Raw genomic sequence first — 17,393 nt, 5'->3', positions numbered from 1 at the left:
GGTCAGCCCACCTTGACTTTGATCTTGTTCGACAGCAGGTCGTCCTTCAGCTCCTTGATCATGGCCTGGATCTCGGGCGTTGCCCCGGTGCAGATCTCGATGTCGGCGGAGCGCGGTCCCATGGCGAGGCCGAACTGCTTGTACTCCGGGTGCCACGTTCCGGCGACGGCCTGGTCGATGGCGTACTCAACCATGAACCCGATGCCGCTCACCGTGTAGGCGATATAGAGCGGGTTGTTGTCGGAGCAGTAGTTGGTGTAGCTCCCGATCATCTTGGTGCCCTTCTCGCGCGCCGCCTGCTCCATGCCGCGCACGCCGAGATTGAGGATGTTGTAGTGGACGTCGGCGCCCTGCGCGATCGCGGCAAGGGTCGCTTCCTTCGCCTTGGCGACGTCGTCAAAATCGCCGGTGTAGGTCACGAAGCATTTGGTATCCGGCTTGACGTGCTTGGCGCCATTGGCGAATTCCGTTCCGGTGTTGACGATAGCCGGAATTTCGAGACCGCCGACATAGCTCACCGCGCCGTTCTTCGACATCAGCGCGGCAACCGCGCCCGCAATGAAGCCGATCTGCGCCTGCAGCACGTCGTATTGCGCGACGTTGTCGGTCGGCTGTCCGGTCGGGCCGACGATGGAGAACTTCACCTTCGGGAAGCGCTTGGCGACCTTGAGCACCGACGCCTGGGTCTGCCCCGCGGCGCCGATCACCATGTCGTTCTTGGACGCGAGCGTGACCAGCGCCTGCTCCATGTCGGCGAACTTGACGTTCTCGATCGATGTGATCACGACCTTGTTGCCGTGGCGTTGCTCGGCGGCCTTCATGCCGTTATAGGCCGACTCCATCCAGCCATGGTCGGCCCGCGACCCCGGAATGAGAATGCCGATGCGAAGCGGCTTCGCATCGTCGGCGAAGCCGAGCCGGACTGATGAACCGATAAAGGCTGCCGAGAGCAGGCCAGTTTGCAGAAATGCACGACGGGTAGCGCTCATGTGTTTCCTCCTGTTCGTTCCCGGTGTTGCCGCTCTTTGTTGCGGCATTTTTGCAGCGGCGGCGCGGCAGCGCCGTCAGTTTCAGATTCGAAGCAATCTCATCCCGCGCCAATCGTCGCCAGCGCGCCGACGGCATCGACGAAGCACTTCATCGGAGCCTGCACGACGCCGGCGCCGATGATCCCCATGCCCGGCTCCTTGTGCGCCGTTGCGGTGTTGATGACCGGCCGCATGCTCTCGTCCACGACCTTGCGGACGTCGATGCCGACCGGCGCTCCGATGAAGTCGAGCATCGGCAGAGTGAAGCCTGGATTGCGGCCGATCGTGACGTGCGCCATCTCGCGCGAATAGCGCAATGCGTCCTGCGGCGTGCCGCCGACGAACTGGACCATCGCGGGAGCTGCCGCCATCGCGAACGCGCCGAGCCCGGCGGTTTCGGTGATCGCGCTGTCGCCGATATCCGGATTGGCATCGGCCTCGCTGAAGCCCGGCAGGAACAGGCCGACCGGGATGTCGGCCGGACCGACAAACCACTGCCCGTCCAGTCCGCTGACCCTGATGCCGACATTGACGCCATTGCGCGCCATCGCGGTGACGATGCTGCTGAACGGCACGCCGTGCGCCGCGTCCATGGTCGCCTTGCAGGCCGCCATCGACAGGCTCAGGAAGAACATATCGTCCGCTCCGATCGTCCGCAGCGTCTCGTGAACGAGGTCGCGCGAGATCGAAGACTTGAGCAGCGATTCCGTAACGGCGCGATACAGCAGCAGGGTTGCGGCCGTGTTGCGATTGTGGACATCGTCGCCCATGTGCAGCGACTGCGACATCAGCGGCTTCAGCGGCAACCCGCCCTCGATGCCCGCGACCGCGGCCTTCAGGCATGGCGCCAGCACCGTCTCGATGAGTTTGAGGCCTTCGATCACCTCGGGAGCGAACGCGCCGAACCGCAGCGTCTTGGCGCCGCCGGATTCCATCATCGGCGCATAGGCGCGATTGCCGGCGGTCTTGTTCTGCACCACAAAGAGCGGCATCGAGGGCGAGATGATGCCAGTCATCGGCCCGACCGCGCCGAATTCATGGCACGGCGCGAAGCGGATCCGGCCTGACGCGGCGAGTTGCTCGGCCTCTCGCGGCGTTGCCGCCCAGTCCTCATAGAGGATTGCGCCGACCACCGCGCCCTTCATCGGGCCGCACATATCGTGCCAGGCGATCGGCGGACCTGCATGGAGCAGCGTCCGGCCCATGTCCGGCCAGACCTCCGACGCATGTGCCGCGATGTCGACCCATACCGGTTGCGCGGTCAGGATCCGCTCGAGCACTTCGGCATTGGCGCGATCGATCCGCGATCCCAAGCAATCCGCATCGGTGGTATCGCCAACGAGCTGCGCGAGGCTCCAGGCCACCTCGGGAGTTCCGTCGCCGACCGGCTGCCAGCGCAGACGCACCAGCGGGGCGCCGCTGCTTTCGACGCCGCGATCGAGATCGGAGGCGCCGAGGCTGATGACCGATGTCTTGTTCTGGAGCGCGGAAGGAGCTGCGTTCATCATCGTTCTCCACCTTGCATGACGCGACGTCCCGTGGCGTTGTCGTCCGCGGCCATGCGGCTCGCGATGGCTTGCGCGGCACGGGCTGCGCCGCTGCTGCTGCCGACAATCTCCGCGCCGGCGTCCGCCAGCATGGCTTTCTGGGTCTCGTAGGCCTGCGGATCGGCATCTGTGCCGCAGACGAAGCAGATCACGGGAAGCTCCCGCCCCTGCCCGCGCGCTGCGGCCTTCGCCCGGCGGATCGCCGGAGCCAGGATCTCCGCCGGATTCGGGTGGCTGCCGTAGCCGAGCACGACGTCCAGGACGATGCAGGCAACGGTCGGATCGTCCGCTTCCTTCAGCAGCCGCTCGATCCGCACGCCATAGTCGATCATCGGATGCGGACGCCCCACCGTGAATTCATCACTGCCGAGATCGATCGCGGTGTGTCCCTCGCTCGCTTCCACATCGGCCAGACGGTCCGCCTCCGCAAGCGGCGCGTTCGACCGGACCCGAAGGCCGACCGATCGCCAAATGGTCTGGGCCTCCGAGCAGAATGTTCCACCGGAGTAGAGCCCGCGCAGATAGCGCTGCGACGGCACCAGCGACGCACAAACCCGCGTAACCAACGCCTCGATCGCTCCGTCGTCACGCTCAAACTGGTTTGACGCCGCAAGCGCGACGGCCTGGCGCGCCGTCTCCTCGAGCGACGACGTGCGGTGAACATCGCCGGCCGATGCCGCCGGCTCGCCGCCGAGGAAGCAGATCACGACCGGCTTTCCGATCTTGCCGGCGCGCTCGATCACCCGCTTCTGCACATCAGGCGCAGGAGGCTTGGAGACGATGGCGACGACCTTGGTCTGCGCGTCGGCGGCCAGCAGATCCAGACCCTGCAACATGGTGATGCCGCCGACCTCGCTGGAAACATCGTGACTGCCGGTGCCGATGGCCTGCGATATGCCCTGACCGTGCCGATGGATCTGGCACATCACCTCCTGCAGGCCGGTGCCCGATGCGCCGACCAGCCCGATCGCGCCCCGCCGAACGACGTTGGCAAATCCAAGCGGCACGCCATTGATGATGGCCGTGCCGCAATCCGGCCCCATCACCAGCAAGCCCTTTTGCGCTGCGACGCGCTTGATGGCCTGCTCCTGTTTGATCGGCACGTTGTCGCTGAACAGCAGCACGTTCAGGCCCTGCCGCAGTGCCTTCAGCGCTTCCGCCGCCGCATAGGGACCCGGCACCGAGATCAACGCAAGGTCGGCGTGATCGGCAATCGCGACGCCGCGGGAGATCGAGCGCGGCGGCGCTTCCGCCGCCGCTTCGGCCGGGCCGCCCTTCGGCTCTTCGCCGACGATCAGGGAGTGAATCTCCCGCTCCGCGGCTGCAAGCTTTTCGGGCGCCTCGTCCGCCACGACGATCATGATATCGCCGGGCTTGGCGTCCTCGAGCGCCGGACTCATCAGCCCGGCCTGCTGCAGGAATTCCTTGTTGCTGCGCGTTCCCATCAAGAGCGTGACGCGCTGCACGCCGGTCCGCGCGACCGTGACCTGCGAGATCCGCATCAACGATACGGAATCCTTGTACAGGTTCGCCTTAATGCTGGATTGGATGGCCATGGCCCTGTCGTTCCCTTGAATCCCGCAGGCTGCTTGTTTGTCTTGTGCTTGAGCTTCAGCCGGCGGCCAGCTCGATTGCCTGGTCGGTTGAGGCGCCGATCCGGCGTCTCAACTGCGTCTGCTCGGTGAGCGCCGTCGCCATTGCGGCCATGAAGACCGGACCGCCATCTTGCTCGGCACTCGGTACGGATTGGCGCGGGCGGATATCCCGCCGATGCGCCACTCCCGGTGGTTATTGAATGACGTGCGTCCCGGTCTCACCGCGCAGCGCCGCCATGGCGCAATCGAGGTGACTGATGATCGCCCGCTTGCCACCGCCCTCGAGAAACCGGATCGCCGCATCGACCTTGGGTCCCATGCTTCCGGGAGGAAAATGTCCTTCGCGGTGGTAAGCCTTGATTTCCTCGAGGCTGACTTGATCCAGGTCCTTCTTGTTCGGCTTGCCGAAATTCACTGCGACGCGCGGGACCGCGGTCAGGATCAGCAACTCCTCGATGCCCAGCACATTGGCGATGTGAGCGGATGTCAGATCCTTGTCGATCACGGCCGGCACGCCGGTGCGCACGCCCTTTGCGTCGCGGACCACGGGAACGCCGCCGCCGCCTCCCGCGATGACGATCGTTCCCCGCTTGACCAATGCGTCGACCAGCGAGATGTCGCAGACATGCTTGGGCTTCGGCGACGGCACGACATGACGCCAGCCGCGCCCCGAATCCTCGCGCATCGCCCAATTGAGCTCCGCGCTGATCTTCTTGGCCTCGTCCTCGGAAAAGAACGGCCCGACGAACTTGGTCGGATTCTTGAACGCGGGATCGTCCTTGTCCACCTCGACTTGGGTCAGCAGGCTTGCCACATGCCGCTGGTTGCCCTGTTCGCGCAGCGCATTCTCGATCGCCTGCATCAGGAGATAGCCGATGCCGCCCTGGCTGTGCGCGACGCAGATGTCCATGTCCATCGGCGGAATCCGGCTCATCGTCAGCATCTGACGCATCATGATCTTGCCGACCACCGGGCCGTTGCCGTGGGTGATGACCAGCTCGTTGTCGAGCTGCGCCAGCGGCAGCAGCGCCTCCGCGGTGATCTGCGCGACCGACTTCTGCTCCTGGGAGGTGCCCCTGATATCCTCGGGGTGAACCGCATTGCCGCCGATCGCGACCACCAGGCGACGCGGCACGTCATTGAGTGTACGCATTTCCTTATCTCCCGGCATTCTGGACGATGGCGACCGCAAGCTCGCAGGCCTGCGCATTCGACGGGGCAACGAGGATTCCGGCCTGCTCAAGTTTCCTGACCTGGGCGGAGCGCCCTTGCGGGTCCTGCTCGGTGCCGACGACGGACGCGACCAAGACCGGCGCATCCCGCCCGCGATCGGCGACGATCCTGGTCAGATGCTCGGCGGGATCGGCGTGCGCGCCATAGCCGAGCACCAGGTCGAGCAGGATCACCGAGAGATCGCGGTTCTGAGCGCGGCCCGCAGCGCATCGTCACGCACGGACGGATCGATCATCGGATGCGGCCGGCCACGGGTATATTCGTCGTCGCCGAGGTCGATCAGGCGGTCCCGCCCGCCGCTCGGCTCGACGCCGAGCTTGAGCGCGCCGGGGATCGCGGCGTTCGACGCCACCTTCCGGCCTGCGGCAGCGAGGATCACCTGGGCCTCGGCGCACAACGTGCCGCCGGCGAACAAGCCCTCGATGCCGCCCCGACCGTTCCGAAGAAGCCGTGACGCGACAGCGTTCGCGTCGAAGTCTGCGCCGATTTGCTTGTGTCCCAGTGCGAGTTCCGCGGCGCCTTTCAGCGTCGGCGAGAAGCGGGCGTTCGGCGGGACCTCGACCTCCGACGCGCCGATGAAGCACACGGTGTATGACTTCCTGCTCCGGCCGATCCGCTCAAGAACGGACTTCGCGACATCGGGATGCGGCGGCTTCGAGATCAGCACCACGTGGTCGGTTTCCGGATCGGCATCGAATGCATCGATCGCCATCAGCGTGGTGATGCCGCCGATATCCTTCTTCAGATCGCGTCCGCCGACCCCGATGGCATGGGAGATTCCCGCGCCGGCTTCCGAGATCAGGCACGAGACCTCCTGCGTTCCGGTGCCCGATGCGCCGATGATGCCGATCCTGCCGCGCGTCAGCTTGTTGGCGAACGCCAGCGGTGCGCCACCGATCACGGCCGTTCCACAATCCGGCCCCATCATCAGGAGACCGGCCGCCCGCGCCTGCTGCTTGAGCGACAATTCGTCTTCGAGGGACACGTTGTCGCTGAACATCAGCACGTGCAGGCCGCGATTGAGCGCCTTGCGAGCTTCGGCGGCGGCGAACTCGCCGGGAACGGAGATCAGCGCAAGATTGATCTCCGGCTTCGCCTTGACAGCGGCGGCAATCGAGTGCGGCCGCCAGGCGGCCTGCGCCTCGCCCTGGGTCTTCGGCTTGTCGAGCGACTTGATCGCGCTGTCGAGCGCTTCGCGGGCGGCGGCCTCGGACTCGGCCTTGACCGCGATCACGAGGTCGTTGCCCTTGACCGCAGTGCCCTCCTCCAGCAGCCCCGCATTGCGCATGATCGCAGCGTTTGACGGCGTTCCCATCATCAACGCCGCCTCGATCACGCCGGGCGAGCCGGCCACCTCGCGCGACAGCCGCATCAGCGCGACCGAGTCGAGATAGAATCCCTTGCGGACCTCGTTCAGGACGACGACGTTCATGACACACCCAAATCCTTGGCGATCGCGACGATCGCCTGCTGGAAGCACGCTAGCGGCGCCTTAACCACGCCGGCACCGACCTGGCCGATGCCGGGCTCGCGATGCGCGATACCGGTGTTGATGACCGGCACCACGCCGGAATCGACAACCAGGCGAATATCGATGCCGGTCGGCACGCCCGCGAAGTCCATCGCCGCAATGGTCCATTCCGGATTCTGCGCGACCGTGATCTCGCCCATCGAGCGGGTGAAGTTGCCGGCCTCGGACGGCGCGCCGGCACCGACGAAGCCGGCGACGGCCGGCGCTGCCGCCATCGCAAATCCACCGAGGCCGATGGTCTCGACGATGGCGGAATCGCCCATGTCCGGGTTGGCGTCCTTCTCGGAATAGCCGGCGAAATACAGCCCCTCCGGCATTTCGACCGGCGCGGTGAACCACTGCTCGCCGAGCCCAGAGACGCGGATGCCGAAATCGGTGCCGTTGCGGCACATCGTGGTGACGATGGTCGAACCGCGAATGCCGTTGGCGGGATCGGTGATCGCCTTGCCCATCGCCATCGCGATGTTGAGGAAGAACTGGTCGTTCTGCCCGATGAACGCGAGGCACTCGGCGAGGACGGCGTTGTCGGTCGAGGTGCGCGCCATCCAGGGCGCGATTTCGCGCAGAAAAACGCTCGAGCAGGCGAGATTGCGCTGATGCAGCTCGTCGCCCATCGACAGACCGCGTGCGACGATCGATTTCAGGTCGATGCCGCCGGCGGCGCGGATCGCGTTGCCCAGTGTCGGCCCGAATACGTCGCGCAACCAGGCGAGCCGCTTCAGCACGCTCGCGTCGTTGCCGCCGAAGCGCATCACCTTGCCGAGCCCCTCGTTGATCGCGCAATAGGCGCGGTTGGAGAAGCGCGCGTTCTCGACCACGAACAACGGCATCGACATCGTCGTCATGCCGGTCATCGGGCCGACCGCCCCGAAGTGGTGGTTCGGGTGAAATTCGATCTCGCCGCTAGCGGCGAGCTTGGTCGCGGTCGGCAGATCCTTTGCCCAGCCCTCGAACACGATGGCACCGGCGACCGCGCCGCGCATCGGGCCGCACATCCGGTCCCAGGAGATCGGCGGACCGGCGTGGAGGATCATCCGTTCGCGCAGGTCCGGGATCAGTTGACGGGCGGGAACGATGTCGATCAGCCGCGGCTCCCCTTCGAGGATCCGGGTGAGCGCTTGCTGGTTTGCGTCTTCGATCAGCTTCATCGGTGCGCCCTCACACACCGAGCTTCGCGAGCAGAGCCGCCATCTGCGGATCACCGCCAGCCGAGGGCTTCCAGTCGACATGAACGACGCCGATGTCGCAATCGCGAAGGTCCTTCACGAACCCCTCAAGCCCGACATTCACGACTTCGACCTTGCGCGCCAGCAATTGCTGATACTGCGGCCTATCCTGTTCCGTCATCGTCTCCGCCCTAAAGTTCGTTTTCGTTTTGTCGAGCTAATAAGAAAACACTTACTTAGTCAAGACCGGATTCTCGGAAAATGCGAAATCTCTGTTCGCCGTCGATTCATGGATTGGCCGAGAGGCAATTCCCGCTAAAAAAATGCTCCGAACTTCGTTCGGAGCAGTCTGGGAGAACTCAAAATTTGGACTGCAACGGCATCATCATCCGCGCAATTCATGACGCAGGACGACCAGACTGCCTGCGAATGCATCCAGTCCGGATGTATGTCCGATCGCCGTCAGTGCCGCGAGCGCGCGACGAAATCCGGCGCCCTCGCCGCTCATCGTTGCATGAATGGCGGCGTGCAGCGCTGCTGCGCCGTAACCCAGCGCCGCCGCACGCAAATGGACCCGGCTGATGTCATTGGTGCCGTCGAGCAGCGCACGACATTGTTCCCACAATGCATCGCGACATTCGGTGCGCCCCAGCGCAGCCAGCGCAATCAGCGCGCCGCCGATCAAATCGTCGCCTGACGGCGTGAGCCCCGGCCCGAGACCGATCAAGCTGCCAAGTCCCGCGTCGCGATCCGCATCGTGATCCGAGCCCGACAGGATTCGTTCCAGGGCAGCGAGACCGGGCATGGCAGCGCGAACGAGCAGCGAAGCATCGCCCGGAACACGTCCGGAGCCGAGCACGGCGAGGCCTTCCGACGTCAGCTCATCGCCCCACGCCGCATCGACCGCATCAAGCCCGCGTTGCAGGCTGCCGATCGACCAATGCGGTGCGTCGCGCGGCGCCCAGATCGTCCGCGAGGCGAGATTTGCCAGCGGCACGCCTGCGATCCACAGCATGGAGTCCGCGACCCGCACGGGATCGCCGACTGCCAGTCGCGGCCATCGGAAATCGCCGAGCACATGCAATGGACCCGATCCGATGCCGGCCTGTCCGACGCAGATCCAGATCCCGTCGATGACGGCGTAGAACGAACGTTGGAATACGGCGACGACCTGCCCCGCGGCGCGATCGCGAAGCGCCCGGTCGGCAAGTAGCCCCACTTCCACGTCGCCGCAGACGGTCGGCGCGGGCCCGGGACGCCGCTCGTCCCGTGCGCCCATGCGACCGGACTGCCCTCCGTCAGCTTCGCGGTCTCCGACCAACATCCGCCCTCGCCTCCCTCAGCGTGCCTGCGCCGCGAGCCGCTGCGCCGCGCCGGCCTGGGCCTCGCCGCCCAGATAGGCCGCCTCAAGCAGCGGGTCCTCGGCGATGATGTCGGCGGCGCCGCTCTTCAGGATCGCGCCGGTCTCCAGCAGATAGGCCCGATCGGCCAACGCGAGCGCATGGCCTGCCATCTGATCGACCACCATGATGGTCATGCCCTCGCTGCGCAGCCGCTCAAAGGATGCAAACAGTTCATCGACGACGAGTGGCGCGAGGCCGAGCGACGGCTCGTCCAGCATGAAGATCTTGGGCCCGGTCAGCAGCCCGCGCGCCACCGCGAGCATCTGCTGCTCGCCGCCGGACAACAGGCCGGCGCGCTGCTCGATACGCTCCTTCAACCGTGGGAAGCGCACGAACATCGCCTCGATCTCGGCATCGAGGTCGAGGCCCTTGCGAGCATAGGCGCCGAGCTCAAGGTTCTGCTTCACTGTCAGTTCCGGAAACACCTGCCGGCCTTCCGGCACCAGCACGACGCCCGCGCGGGCACGAACATGCGCGGGCATCGTGTCGATGCGGGTCTCGGCGAGCCGGACTTCACCGGTGGATCGCGGCGGTTCGAGACCGGCGATCGACCGCATCAGGGTGGTCTTGCCGGCGCCGTTGGCGCCGAGCACGGCAACCGCCTCGCCGGGCGCGACCACCAGATCGATCCCGTTCAGGGCGCGCGACAGGCCATAGAACGAGTCGAGTGCCTTGACCTCGAGTGCGGTGCCCTGCCGCGCCGGCCGCGGCGCACGGCTCTTGTCACCCGGCGTGGCATCGCCCAGATAGGCCTTGCGGACCGCCGGATCATTGCGGATCGCCGTCGCATCGCCGATCGCAATGCGCTTGCCGCCGTCGAGCACGACGATGAGATCGCTCAGTGACATGATCATCGGCATGTCGTGCTCGACGATGATGACGGCAATCCCGAGATCGGCGATCCGCCGCAACAGCGCGGTCAGGCGTTGCTTGTCGCCCTTCGAGAGGCCCGCCGCGGGCTCGTCGAGCAACAGGATGCGGGGCCGCAGCGCGAGCGCACGCGCGATCTCGACCAGCCGCTTCTCGCCATGGGACAGAGAATCCGCAAGCCGGTCGACGTCGCCGTCGACACCGGCAAAGCGCAGCAGGAACCGGGCGAATCCCTCGGTCTCCGCGTTGCGCAAGGCGGAGACGACGCCGCCGAGACGACCAACCCGCTCGGCGAGCAGGATGTTCTCCAGGATCGTGAGCGAGCCGAACAATTGCGTGGTCTGGAATGTCCGCGCCACGCCGACCCGCGCCAGCAGATGCGACGTCATGCCGGTGACGTCGCGATCGCCGAGCATCACCGTTCCCCCCTGCGGCCGGTAGAAGCCGCAGAGCAGATTGAGCGCGCTGGTCTTGCCGGCGCCGTTGGGACCGATGATGCTGGTGACGGCACCCGGCGCCGCCTGGAACGACACGCCCTGCACGGCGCGCACGCCGCCGAACGAGATCGAGAGATCCGTCACGTCGAGCCCCGCCGCGTTATGCGTTTCGAGGATCGCCGAATCGACATTCGCCGCCGCGATCGCGGACCCGGCCGCGGGCTTGCGCGCGGCCGGAATTTTGCCACGAGCTGCTCGACAAGGCCGACGATGCCGGAGGGTGCGGCGCGCAGCACGACGAACAGCAACACGCCGAACGCCAGCAGGCGATATTCGGCGAGATCCGACAGCGCTTCCGGCAGCAGCACCACGAGCGCGGCGCCGATCACCGGGCCGAGCGCCGAGCCGGCGCCGCCGACCATCACGCCGAACAGCAGCAGCACCGATTGCAGGAACGGAAACGAGCTCGGGCTGATATAGCCCTGCAGCGGCGCGAACAGCGCGCCGGCCAGCGCCATTGCCGCCGCCGAGATCACGAAGGCCACGGCGCGGACATGCACCAGGTCGATGCCGAGCGAGCGCGTCGCGACCTCGGTGTCGCGGGCGGCGCGCATGGCATATCCCCAGCCGCTGCGCTTCAACCGCTCGAACAGGAAGAGGCCGGCAAACACCAGCACGATGCCCGCGATGGCCAGCGAACGCTCCGACAGCGCATAGCCGAACACGCTCGGCGGCGCACTCAGCATCAGGCCGTTGCCGCCGCCGGTGAGATCGCGCCACTCGATCGTGACATGTTCGACGATGAAGCCGAATGCGATCGTCACCATCGCCAGATACGGCCCGCGCACGCGCAGCGCCGGCAGCGCAAGCAGCCCGCCGACGATGCTGACCAGGACGATAGCGCCCGCCGTCGCGGCGAGGTAGGGCCAGCCGGCCTTCTCCATCAGCAGCACCGTGGTGTAGGCGCCGATCGCCATGAAGCCGATATGTCCGAGCGAGATCTGGCCCGCGAGGCCGAGCAGGACGTTGAGCCCGATGCAGGCGATCGCGGTCAGAGAAATCGTCGCGATCAGGAACACCGCGTAGCTGTCCGCGACCGCGGCATAGCCGATGGCAATCGCGAATGCCGCGACCGCGATCAGAAGGGAAGCGCGAGAAATCATACCTTCTTAACTCCAGCTCGGCCGAGCAGCCCGTGCGGCATGATGACGAGGATGACGATGACGGAAGCGAACGTGATGATCTGGGTGTAGACCGACCCGAGATAGTTGGTCGCGAACACCTCGATCAGGCCAAGGCATAGTCCGGCCAGCATGACGCCCCAGGCGCTGGCGAGACCGCCGATGATCGCGGCGGCGAACGCCTTGATGCCGAACAGCGTGCCCATCTCAGAGGAGACGTTGAGCAGCGGCGCGATCAGCAGCGCAGCGACGCCCGCCAGCATCGCCGACACCGCGTAGCTCGCGGCGATGGCGCCGCTGACATTGATGCCCATCAGCCGTGCGGCATTGGGATTTTGCACCACCGCAAGCATCGCGACGCCATGCCGCGTGCGGCGGCTGATCAGATGCAGCGCCAGGGCCAGCAGCAGGCCGACCACGGGAATCAGGAGCTGCAGGGGGTAGACCCCTGCCCCTTCCACGATCTGGATCGGCTTGGCCGCGAGCACCGACGGGAAGCTGCGCGGCTCCTTGCCGAACACGAACAGCATCACATTGTCGACGATGATGCCGACCGCAACCGTCGCCATCAACCAGTTGTCTGATCCGCGCTGCACGAACGGACGAACCGCGTAGCGTTCGATCAGAACGCCGTAGACGGCGCAGACCAGCAGTACCGCGGGGATGCCGATCGCGGCCGGCCAGCCCCACACGACGAGGAAGAAGTATCCGGCAACGGCCCCCAAGGTCATCGAGCTGCCCTGCGAGAAGTTGACCGTGCCGGACACGGCGTAAGTGACGTGAAAGCCAAGCGCGAGCAGACCGTACATGCTCCCCAGCGCCATTCCGGTTATTATCGCCGAAAGAAACGACATTGATGATCACCCCGATCTGCTTGCTGGACGACCGCTGCCGTCAATTCTTGAACGGCAAGATGTGGTTGTCTTCGAAGTGGGCCCAGATGTAGTCCTGCGCCGTCAGCGCATCGTGCTTGTCCTGGGCGAACGGCTTTTCATAGGTCTTGATCAGGCCTTCCAGCCGGTCGATCCCGTAGAAGCCGTCACGAATAGCGGTCGGATCGGTGCTGCCGGCCTTCTGGATCGCACCGGCGATCACCAACACGCTGTCATAGGCATTGGCGAAGCCGACCGCCGGGGTCACGTCCGCGGGCCCCTTGATGTCGGGATACTTGGCTTGCAGCTCGGCGAGCACGCGCTTGCCGACCGGCGAGAGGTTGCCGAAGAAGCTGTAGGTCTGGACGAACACGACGCTCTCGGCGCTCGGCCCGGCAAGCTCGGTGAAGCGACCACCGGCCGGTCCCCAATGCGACACGATCGGCGGTGACCAGCTCATCCGGTCGAGCGATTTCACGACCTGCGAGGACGGACCGACATTGCCGACCAGGAACAGGGAATCGGCACCCGCCTGCTTGAGCCGGGACAATTGCGCGACGACGTCGACATCGTTCGCCTCGAACTTCTCGACGCCGGCCGGTTCGATCCCGGCGGCCTTCAGCGCGGCGCGCAGGCCGTGCTCGTTCGATTCGCCCCAGGGATTGTTGACGAGGATAAGGCCGGGCTTCTTGGCCGCGAAGGTCTTGCCGGCGAACGCGACGATCGCCTTGTCGACCTCGTCGTCCATCGCCGAGACGCGGAACACATAGTTGGACGCAGCGCCGTTCTGCGTGATGTTGGTTCCGGCGGCCCACGGCACCACGAACGGCATCTTGACGTTGTTGACGAACGGCACGATCGCAAGCTGGACCGGCGTATCGAGGCCGCCGAGCAGGACCGCGACCTTCTCGCGCTGGATCAATTCGCGCGCGGCGGTCAGCCCCTTTGCGGGATTGCTTTCGTCGTCACGACGCACCAGTTCGAGCGGACGGCCGAGCACGCCGCCCTTCGCATTGATCTCCTCGATCGCGATCGTGGCGCCGCGGGTCAATGCTTCGCCGGCGCGGGCCGACTGCCCCGACACGCCGTGACCAAGCCGATCTTGATCGGGTCGGCCGCCTGCGCGCGCTGCGCAAACGGCAGCGAGCCGACGAGAATGGCGAGCGCGCCCTGCAAGACAACGCGGCGGCACAACCCGGTAATGGGGGTACAAGCGTAGTTCATTTCTGCAATTCCTCCCGCTCCGACGGCTCCCTTGCCGCCTCTGGTCCCGCTGCCGCCGTTTCCGCGGCCTTGACGGAAGTAAAAACTTTCTTCACAAATTGGCGAATGTCAAGCGGCCGATCGCGCGCCGAATGGAGATTGCGATGCAGCGGGAGATTAGAGCGGAACCGGAGCGAGCCGTGCTCGGCGATGCAACATCTGCGCAACCACCTGATCCGGCGCGCGGTCTTGTCTCGCATAACCGCTACCGCTACAGCGCGATCACGCGCCGCCCCGACTTCGTGTGGCCGAGCGGCAAGCGGCTGGCGGTCTACATCGCGCTCAACCTCGAGCACTTCGCGTTCGGCGACGGGCTTGGCGCCGAGCTCTGCCCGGGCGGCCCGCACCCGGACGTTCTCAACTACGCCTGGCGCGACTATGGCAACCGGGTCGGCGTGTGGCGGCTCATCGATCTGTTCGACGAACTGAAGCTGCCGCTCTCGGTGCTTGCGAACAGCAGCATCTATCACTATTGCCCGGAAGTGATGGACGCCTTTCGCGCACGCGGCGACGAGGTGGTCGGCCATGGCCGGACCAACTCCGAACGCCAGGGCGTGCTCTCCCCTGCCGACGAGCAGCGACTGATCGAGGAGGCGACGGATGTCATCGCGCGCGCCGAGGGACGGCGGCCGCTCGGCTGGCTCGGTCCGTGGATCTCGCAATCCGCCGTCACCCCGGACCTGCTCGCTGAAGCCGGCTACCGCTACCTGCTTGACTGGTGCATGGACGATCAGCCGGTGTGGTTCTCGACACGGGGTGGCGGACGCATCCTGTCCGTCCCATATCCACAGGAACTGAACGACATCCCCTCGATTGTCGGGCGCAAGGACAGCGGCGAGCAGTTCGCGACCATGATCGTGGACAGTTTCGAGGAAATGCTGGCGCAGTCCACCAAGCAGTCGCTGGTCATGGGCATCGCGCTGCATCCGTACCTGGTCGGCCAGCCACACCGGCTGCGGCCGCTGCGGCGCGCTCTGCAGGCGATCGTCGCAAGGCGCGACGACATCTGGATCACCACTGCCGGCGAGATCGCGGCATTTTCTCGCGCCCTGCCCGACGGCATCGTGCCGACATAAGAAACTGGAGACTCAATTGACCGCCATCGACACACTGTTTCAAAACGCGCGGCTGACTGATGGCCAGCTGGTGGAAATCGCCGTCAGCGGCGGCAAGATCGTTGCCGTCTCGCCGTCCCGGCAAAGTTACGGCGCGGTCGGCGACACCCATGATCTCGGCCGGCGGCTGGTGCTTCCCGGCATGGTCGAAGGCCATATCCACCTCGACAAATGCTTCATCGGCGACGACTGGAAGCCGCATCGGCCCTGCACCGCGGGCTTCAGCGTGCGCGAGCGCGTCAAATTCGAGAAGGAAGCGCTCGCCGGCGCGAAGCCGATCGCCGTTCGGGCAGCAGCCCTGATCGACCTCTGCGTCTCGCAAGGCACGGCGCACATGCGCAGCCATGTCGATGTCGACACCGCGGTCGGCCTGCGGCATTTCGAGGCGATCGCCGCCGCGCGGCAGGCGCATCGCGAGAAGGTTTCAATCCAGATCGTCGCGTTTCCCCAGAGCGGCATCCTGACCTCGCCCGGAACGGCCGCATTGCTCGAGGACGCGGTTCGCTCCGGCGCCGACCTGATCGGCGGACTTGATCCAGCAGGCCATGATGGTGACGCCGCCGGACATCTCGACGTCGTCTTTGGCATCGCGGAGCGGCACGGCGTCGGCATCGACATTCACCTGCATGACGGCGGACTGCAGGGCATCTCGGAGATCGAGGAAATCGCCCGACGGACCAGGGCGTCGGGCCTTGGCGGCAAGGTCGCGATCAGTCATGCCTACGCGCTCGGCCAGGTGGCCACTGACGTCGCTCAGCGGACCGCGCAACAGCTCGCCGAATCCGGCGTCGCCATCTTCACCAATGCGCCGGGCTCGCACGCATTTCCGCCAGTGCTGCTGCTTCGCGACGCCGGCGTCAACGTGTTCTCCGGCAACGACAACATCCGCGATTCCTGGTGGCCCTACGGCGACGGCGACCTGCTCGAACGCGCAATGATGGTCGGCTATCGCTCCGGGTTCAACACCGACGATCAATTGGCCGCGGCCTTCGACATGGTGACGGCCAACGCGGCGCGTGCGCTCGGCCTCAAGGATTACGGCCTCACGGTCGGCGGGGCCGCGGATTTCGTCGTGCTGGATGCCCGGCACGTCCAGGAAGCGGTGGTCGCGCGTCCGAAGCCGCGCGATGTCTACAAGGCCGGCCGGCTCGTCGCGCGTGGCGGCGTGATGGCGACCTAAGGCGCCGGAAGCAGTGAACAGGGAGGAATCGCCCTTGACGAACAGCCGCAATGCCGATCTCAATCCGGGCTGCTTGCGCCGGGAACTGGTCCGCTGCCCTTTGTGGCCGGATGCGGCCGTGCCTTGCGTGACTACCCGAGCCCAGGCAAGGTTGACGCCGTGACAGAGACAACAGCACAGACCAGCCCCACCCGCAGCACCCGCGGAAAACGCCCGCGCGACTCCGCGCTCACCAAGGAGGCGATCCTGCGCGCGGCGACCTTCGAGTTCTGCCACAATGGCCTCGGGGGTGCACGCGTCGAAGCCATCGCGCAGCGCGCCAAGGCCAACATGCGCCTGCTGTACGCCTATTTCGGCGACAAGAACGGGCTCTACATCGCGGTCCTCGAGGACGTCTACACCGAGATCCGCGCCGCCGAACAGCAGCTCAAGCTCGATGATCTCGAGCCGATCGCCGCCATGAGCGAGCTGATCGATTTCACCTTCACGTTCTTCGGGCAGCACCAGAACTACATCGCCCTGATCAACACCGAGAACCTTCAGCGCGGGCGCAACATGCGCAAATCGCGCAAGATCGCCGATCTCACCTTGCCGCTGGTCGCAAGCATCGAAAGCATCCTGCGGCGCGGCGTGGCGGCCGGCCTATTTCGCAGCGACGTCGATCCGATCCAGCTCTACGTCTCAATCACGGCGATGAGCTATTTCCACGTGTCCAACCGCTACACGCTGTCGGCGATGTTCGACAAGGACCTCGGCGATCCCGACTGGCTTGCGCTGCGGCGCGAGCATGCGCAGGACATGATCCTGACCTGGCTGACGGCTCCCGCCGGGGAACGCAAGTACAAGTCCGCAGGATCGAAGGCAACCGCGCAGCCCCGCAAGCCGTCGCGCTAAAGCGCGATGAGATTGGGTTGAATCGTCATCGCGCTTTGGCCTTTAGTTTGCGCATGATCCTTTCGGAAAACCGCTTCG

Annotated in this window: 13 protein-coding genes and 2 pseudogenes; 3 read left to right on the top strand and 12 right to left on the bottom strand. The window is 65.8% G+C overall.

The window, feature by feature from the left end; all coding sequences use genetic code 11:
- Nucleotides 1–2 precede the first annotated feature (2 nt).
- The 12 genes and pseudogenes from ALC15_RS01195 to ALC15_RS01145 all read right to left on the bottom strand — a co-directional run bounded on the left by ALC15_RS01195 (nt 3) and on the right by ALC15_RS01145 (nt 14,087).
- Nucleotides 3–989: a BMP family protein gene (locus ALC15_RS01195; RefSeq protein ID WP_050625837.1), complete on the bottom strand. Its 987-nt coding sequence runs from the start codon at nt 987–989 to the stop codon at nt 3–5.
- A 98-nt stretch (nt 990–1,087) separates the two neighbouring features.
- Entirely contained in the window at nt 1,088–2,533 is a 1,446-nt protein-coding gene (locus ALC15_RS01190; RefSeq protein WP_050625698.1) for a YlbE family protein, read from the bottom strand.
- Entirely contained in the window at nt 2,533–4,131 is a 1,599-nt protein-coding gene (fdrA, locus tag ALC15_RS01185; RefSeq protein WP_050625697.1) for an acyl-CoA synthetase FdrA, read from the bottom strand. Before fdrA ends, ALC15_RS01190 begins: the two co-directional genes overlap by 1 nt.
- A gap of 232 nt (nt 4,132–4,363) precedes the next feature.
- Nucleotides 4,364–5,323, bottom strand: coding sequence for a carbamate kinase (arcC, locus tag ALC15_RS01180; RefSeq protein ID WP_050625696.1), 960 nt, complete (start codon nt 5,321–5,323; stop codon nt 4,364–4,366).
- Between the two features lie 4 nt (nt 5,324–5,327).
- Nucleotides 5,328–5,576, bottom strand: a complete 249-nt coding sequence (locus ALC15_RS47085) for a hypothetical protein (RefSeq protein ID WP_283806227.1) — start codon at nt 5,574–5,576, stop codon at nt 5,328–5,330.
- Nucleotides 5,573–6,835: an AllF/FdrA family protein gene (locus ALC15_RS47080; protein ID WP_283806226.1), complete on the bottom strand. Its 1,263-nt coding sequence runs from the start codon at nt 6,833–6,835 to the stop codon at nt 5,573–5,575. Before ALC15_RS47080 ends, ALC15_RS47085 begins: the two co-directional genes overlap by 4 nt.
- The gene (locus ALC15_RS01170; RefSeq protein WP_050625695.1) at nt 6,832–8,082 is read right to left on the bottom strand and encodes a YlbE family protein; all 1,251 of its coding nucleotides are present in this window, start codon (nt 8,080–8,082) and stop codon (nt 6,832–6,834) included. The genes ALC15_RS47080 and ALC15_RS01170 overlap by 4 nt, the downstream gene beginning before the upstream one ends.
- 10 nt (nt 8,083–8,092) lie before the next feature.
- Nucleotides 8,093–8,281: a hypothetical protein gene (locus tag ALC15_RS01165; RefSeq protein WP_050625694.1), complete on the bottom strand. Its 189-nt coding sequence runs from the start codon at nt 8,279–8,281 to the stop codon at nt 8,093–8,095.
- Nucleotides 8,282–8,485: 204 nt separating this feature from the next.
- Nucleotides 8,486–9,424: an oxamate carbamoyltransferase subunit AllH family protein gene (locus tag ALC15_RS01160; RefSeq protein WP_244485873.1), complete on the bottom strand. Its 939-nt coding sequence runs from the start codon at nt 9,422–9,424 to the stop codon at nt 8,486–8,488.
- A gap of 15 nt (nt 9,425–9,439) precedes the next feature.
- Nucleotides 9,440–11,973 (bottom strand): annotated as a pseudogene (locus tag ALC15_RS47775) (branched-chain amino acid ABC transporter ATP-binding protein/permease).
- Nucleotides 11,970–12,845, bottom strand: a complete 876-nt coding sequence (locus tag ALC15_RS01150) for a branched-chain amino acid ABC transporter permease (RefSeq protein WP_021081717.1) — start codon at nt 12,843–12,845, stop codon at nt 11,970–11,972. Before ALC15_RS01150 ends, ALC15_RS47775 begins: the two are co-directional and overlap by 4 nt.
- Before the next feature lie 40 nt (nt 12,846–12,885).
- Nucleotides 12,886–14,087 (bottom strand): annotated as a pseudogene (locus ALC15_RS01145) (ABC transporter substrate-binding protein).
- Between the two features lie 143 nt (nt 14,088–14,230).
- Between ALC15_RS01145 and ALC15_RS01140 the strand changes: the two are divergent.
- The 3 genes from ALC15_RS01140 (at nt 14,231) to ALC15_RS01130 (ending at nt 17,315) form a co-directional block, all read left to right on the top strand.
- Nucleotides 14,231–15,202 (top strand): polysaccharide deacetylase family protein, encoded by a 972-nt coding sequence (locus ALC15_RS01140; RefSeq protein ID WP_094193602.1) that lies wholly within the window; start codon nt 14,231–14,233, stop codon nt 15,200–15,202.
- Nucleotides 15,203–15,218: 16 nt separating this feature from the next.
- Complete coding sequence (locus ALC15_RS01135) at nt 15,219–16,421, top strand: amidohydrolase family protein (protein WP_050625692.1); 1,203 nt, start codon at nt 15,219–15,221, stop codon at nt 16,419–16,421.
- A gap of 159 nt (nt 16,422–16,580) precedes the next feature.
- Nucleotides 16,581–17,315 carry a TetR/AcrR family transcriptional regulator gene (locus ALC15_RS01130; protein ID WP_050625835.1) on the top strand — a complete coding sequence of 245 codons (735 nt, stop codon included), beginning with the start codon at nt 16,581–16,583 and terminating at the stop codon, nt 17,313–17,315.
- Nucleotides 17,316–17,393 lie beyond the last annotated feature (78 nt).

This window comes from Bradyrhizobium viridifuturi, assembly GCF_001238275.1.
Classification (GTDB): domain Bacteria; phylum Pseudomonadota; class Alphaproteobacteria; order Rhizobiales; family Xanthobacteraceae; genus Bradyrhizobium; species Bradyrhizobium viridifuturi.
Note: the sequence above shows the minus strand (reverse complement) of the source record. Positions and strands in the feature narration are given on the sequence as shown.

Excerpts from the sequence above, each read along its gene's own strand:
- ALC15_RS01195 (WP_050625837.1), bottom strand. The coding sequence starts at position 989 with ATGAGCGCTACCCGTCGTGCATTTCTGCAAACTGGCCTGCTCTCGGCA.
- ALC15_RS01190 (WP_050625698.1), bottom strand. The coding sequence starts at position 2,533 with ATGAACGCAGCTCCTTCCGCGCTCCAGAACAAGACATCGGTCATCAGC.
- fdrA (WP_050625697.1), bottom strand. The coding sequence starts at position 4,131 with ATGGCCATCCAATCCAGCATTAAGGCGAACCTGTACAAGGATTCCGTA.
- arcC (WP_050625696.1), bottom strand. The coding sequence starts at position 5,323 with ATGCGTACACTCAATGACGTGCCGCGTCGCCTGGTGGTCGCGATCGGC.
- ALC15_RS47080 (WP_283806226.1), bottom strand. The coding sequence starts at position 6,835 with ATGAACGTCGTCGTCCTGAACGAGGTCCGCAAGGGATTCTATCTCGAC.
- ALC15_RS01170 (WP_050625695.1), bottom strand. The coding sequence starts at position 8,082 with ATGAAGCTGATCGAAGACGCAAACCAGCAAGCGCTCACCCGGATCCTC.
- ALC15_RS01165 (WP_050625694.1), bottom strand. The coding sequence starts at position 8,281 with ATGACGGAACAGGATAGGCCGCAGTATCAGCAATTGCTGGCGCGCAAG.
- ALC15_RS01160 (WP_244485873.1), bottom strand. The coding sequence starts at position 9,424 with ATGTTGGTCGGAGACCGCGAAGCTGACGGAGGGCAGTCCGGTCGCATG.
- ALC15_RS01150 (WP_021081717.1), bottom strand. The coding sequence starts at position 12,845 with ATGTCGTTTCTTTCGGCGATAATAACCGGAATGGCGCTGGGGAGCATG.
- ALC15_RS01140 (WP_094193602.1), top strand. The coding sequence starts at position 14,231 with ATGCAGCGGGAGATTAGAGCGGAACCGGAGCGAGCCGTGCTCGGCGAT.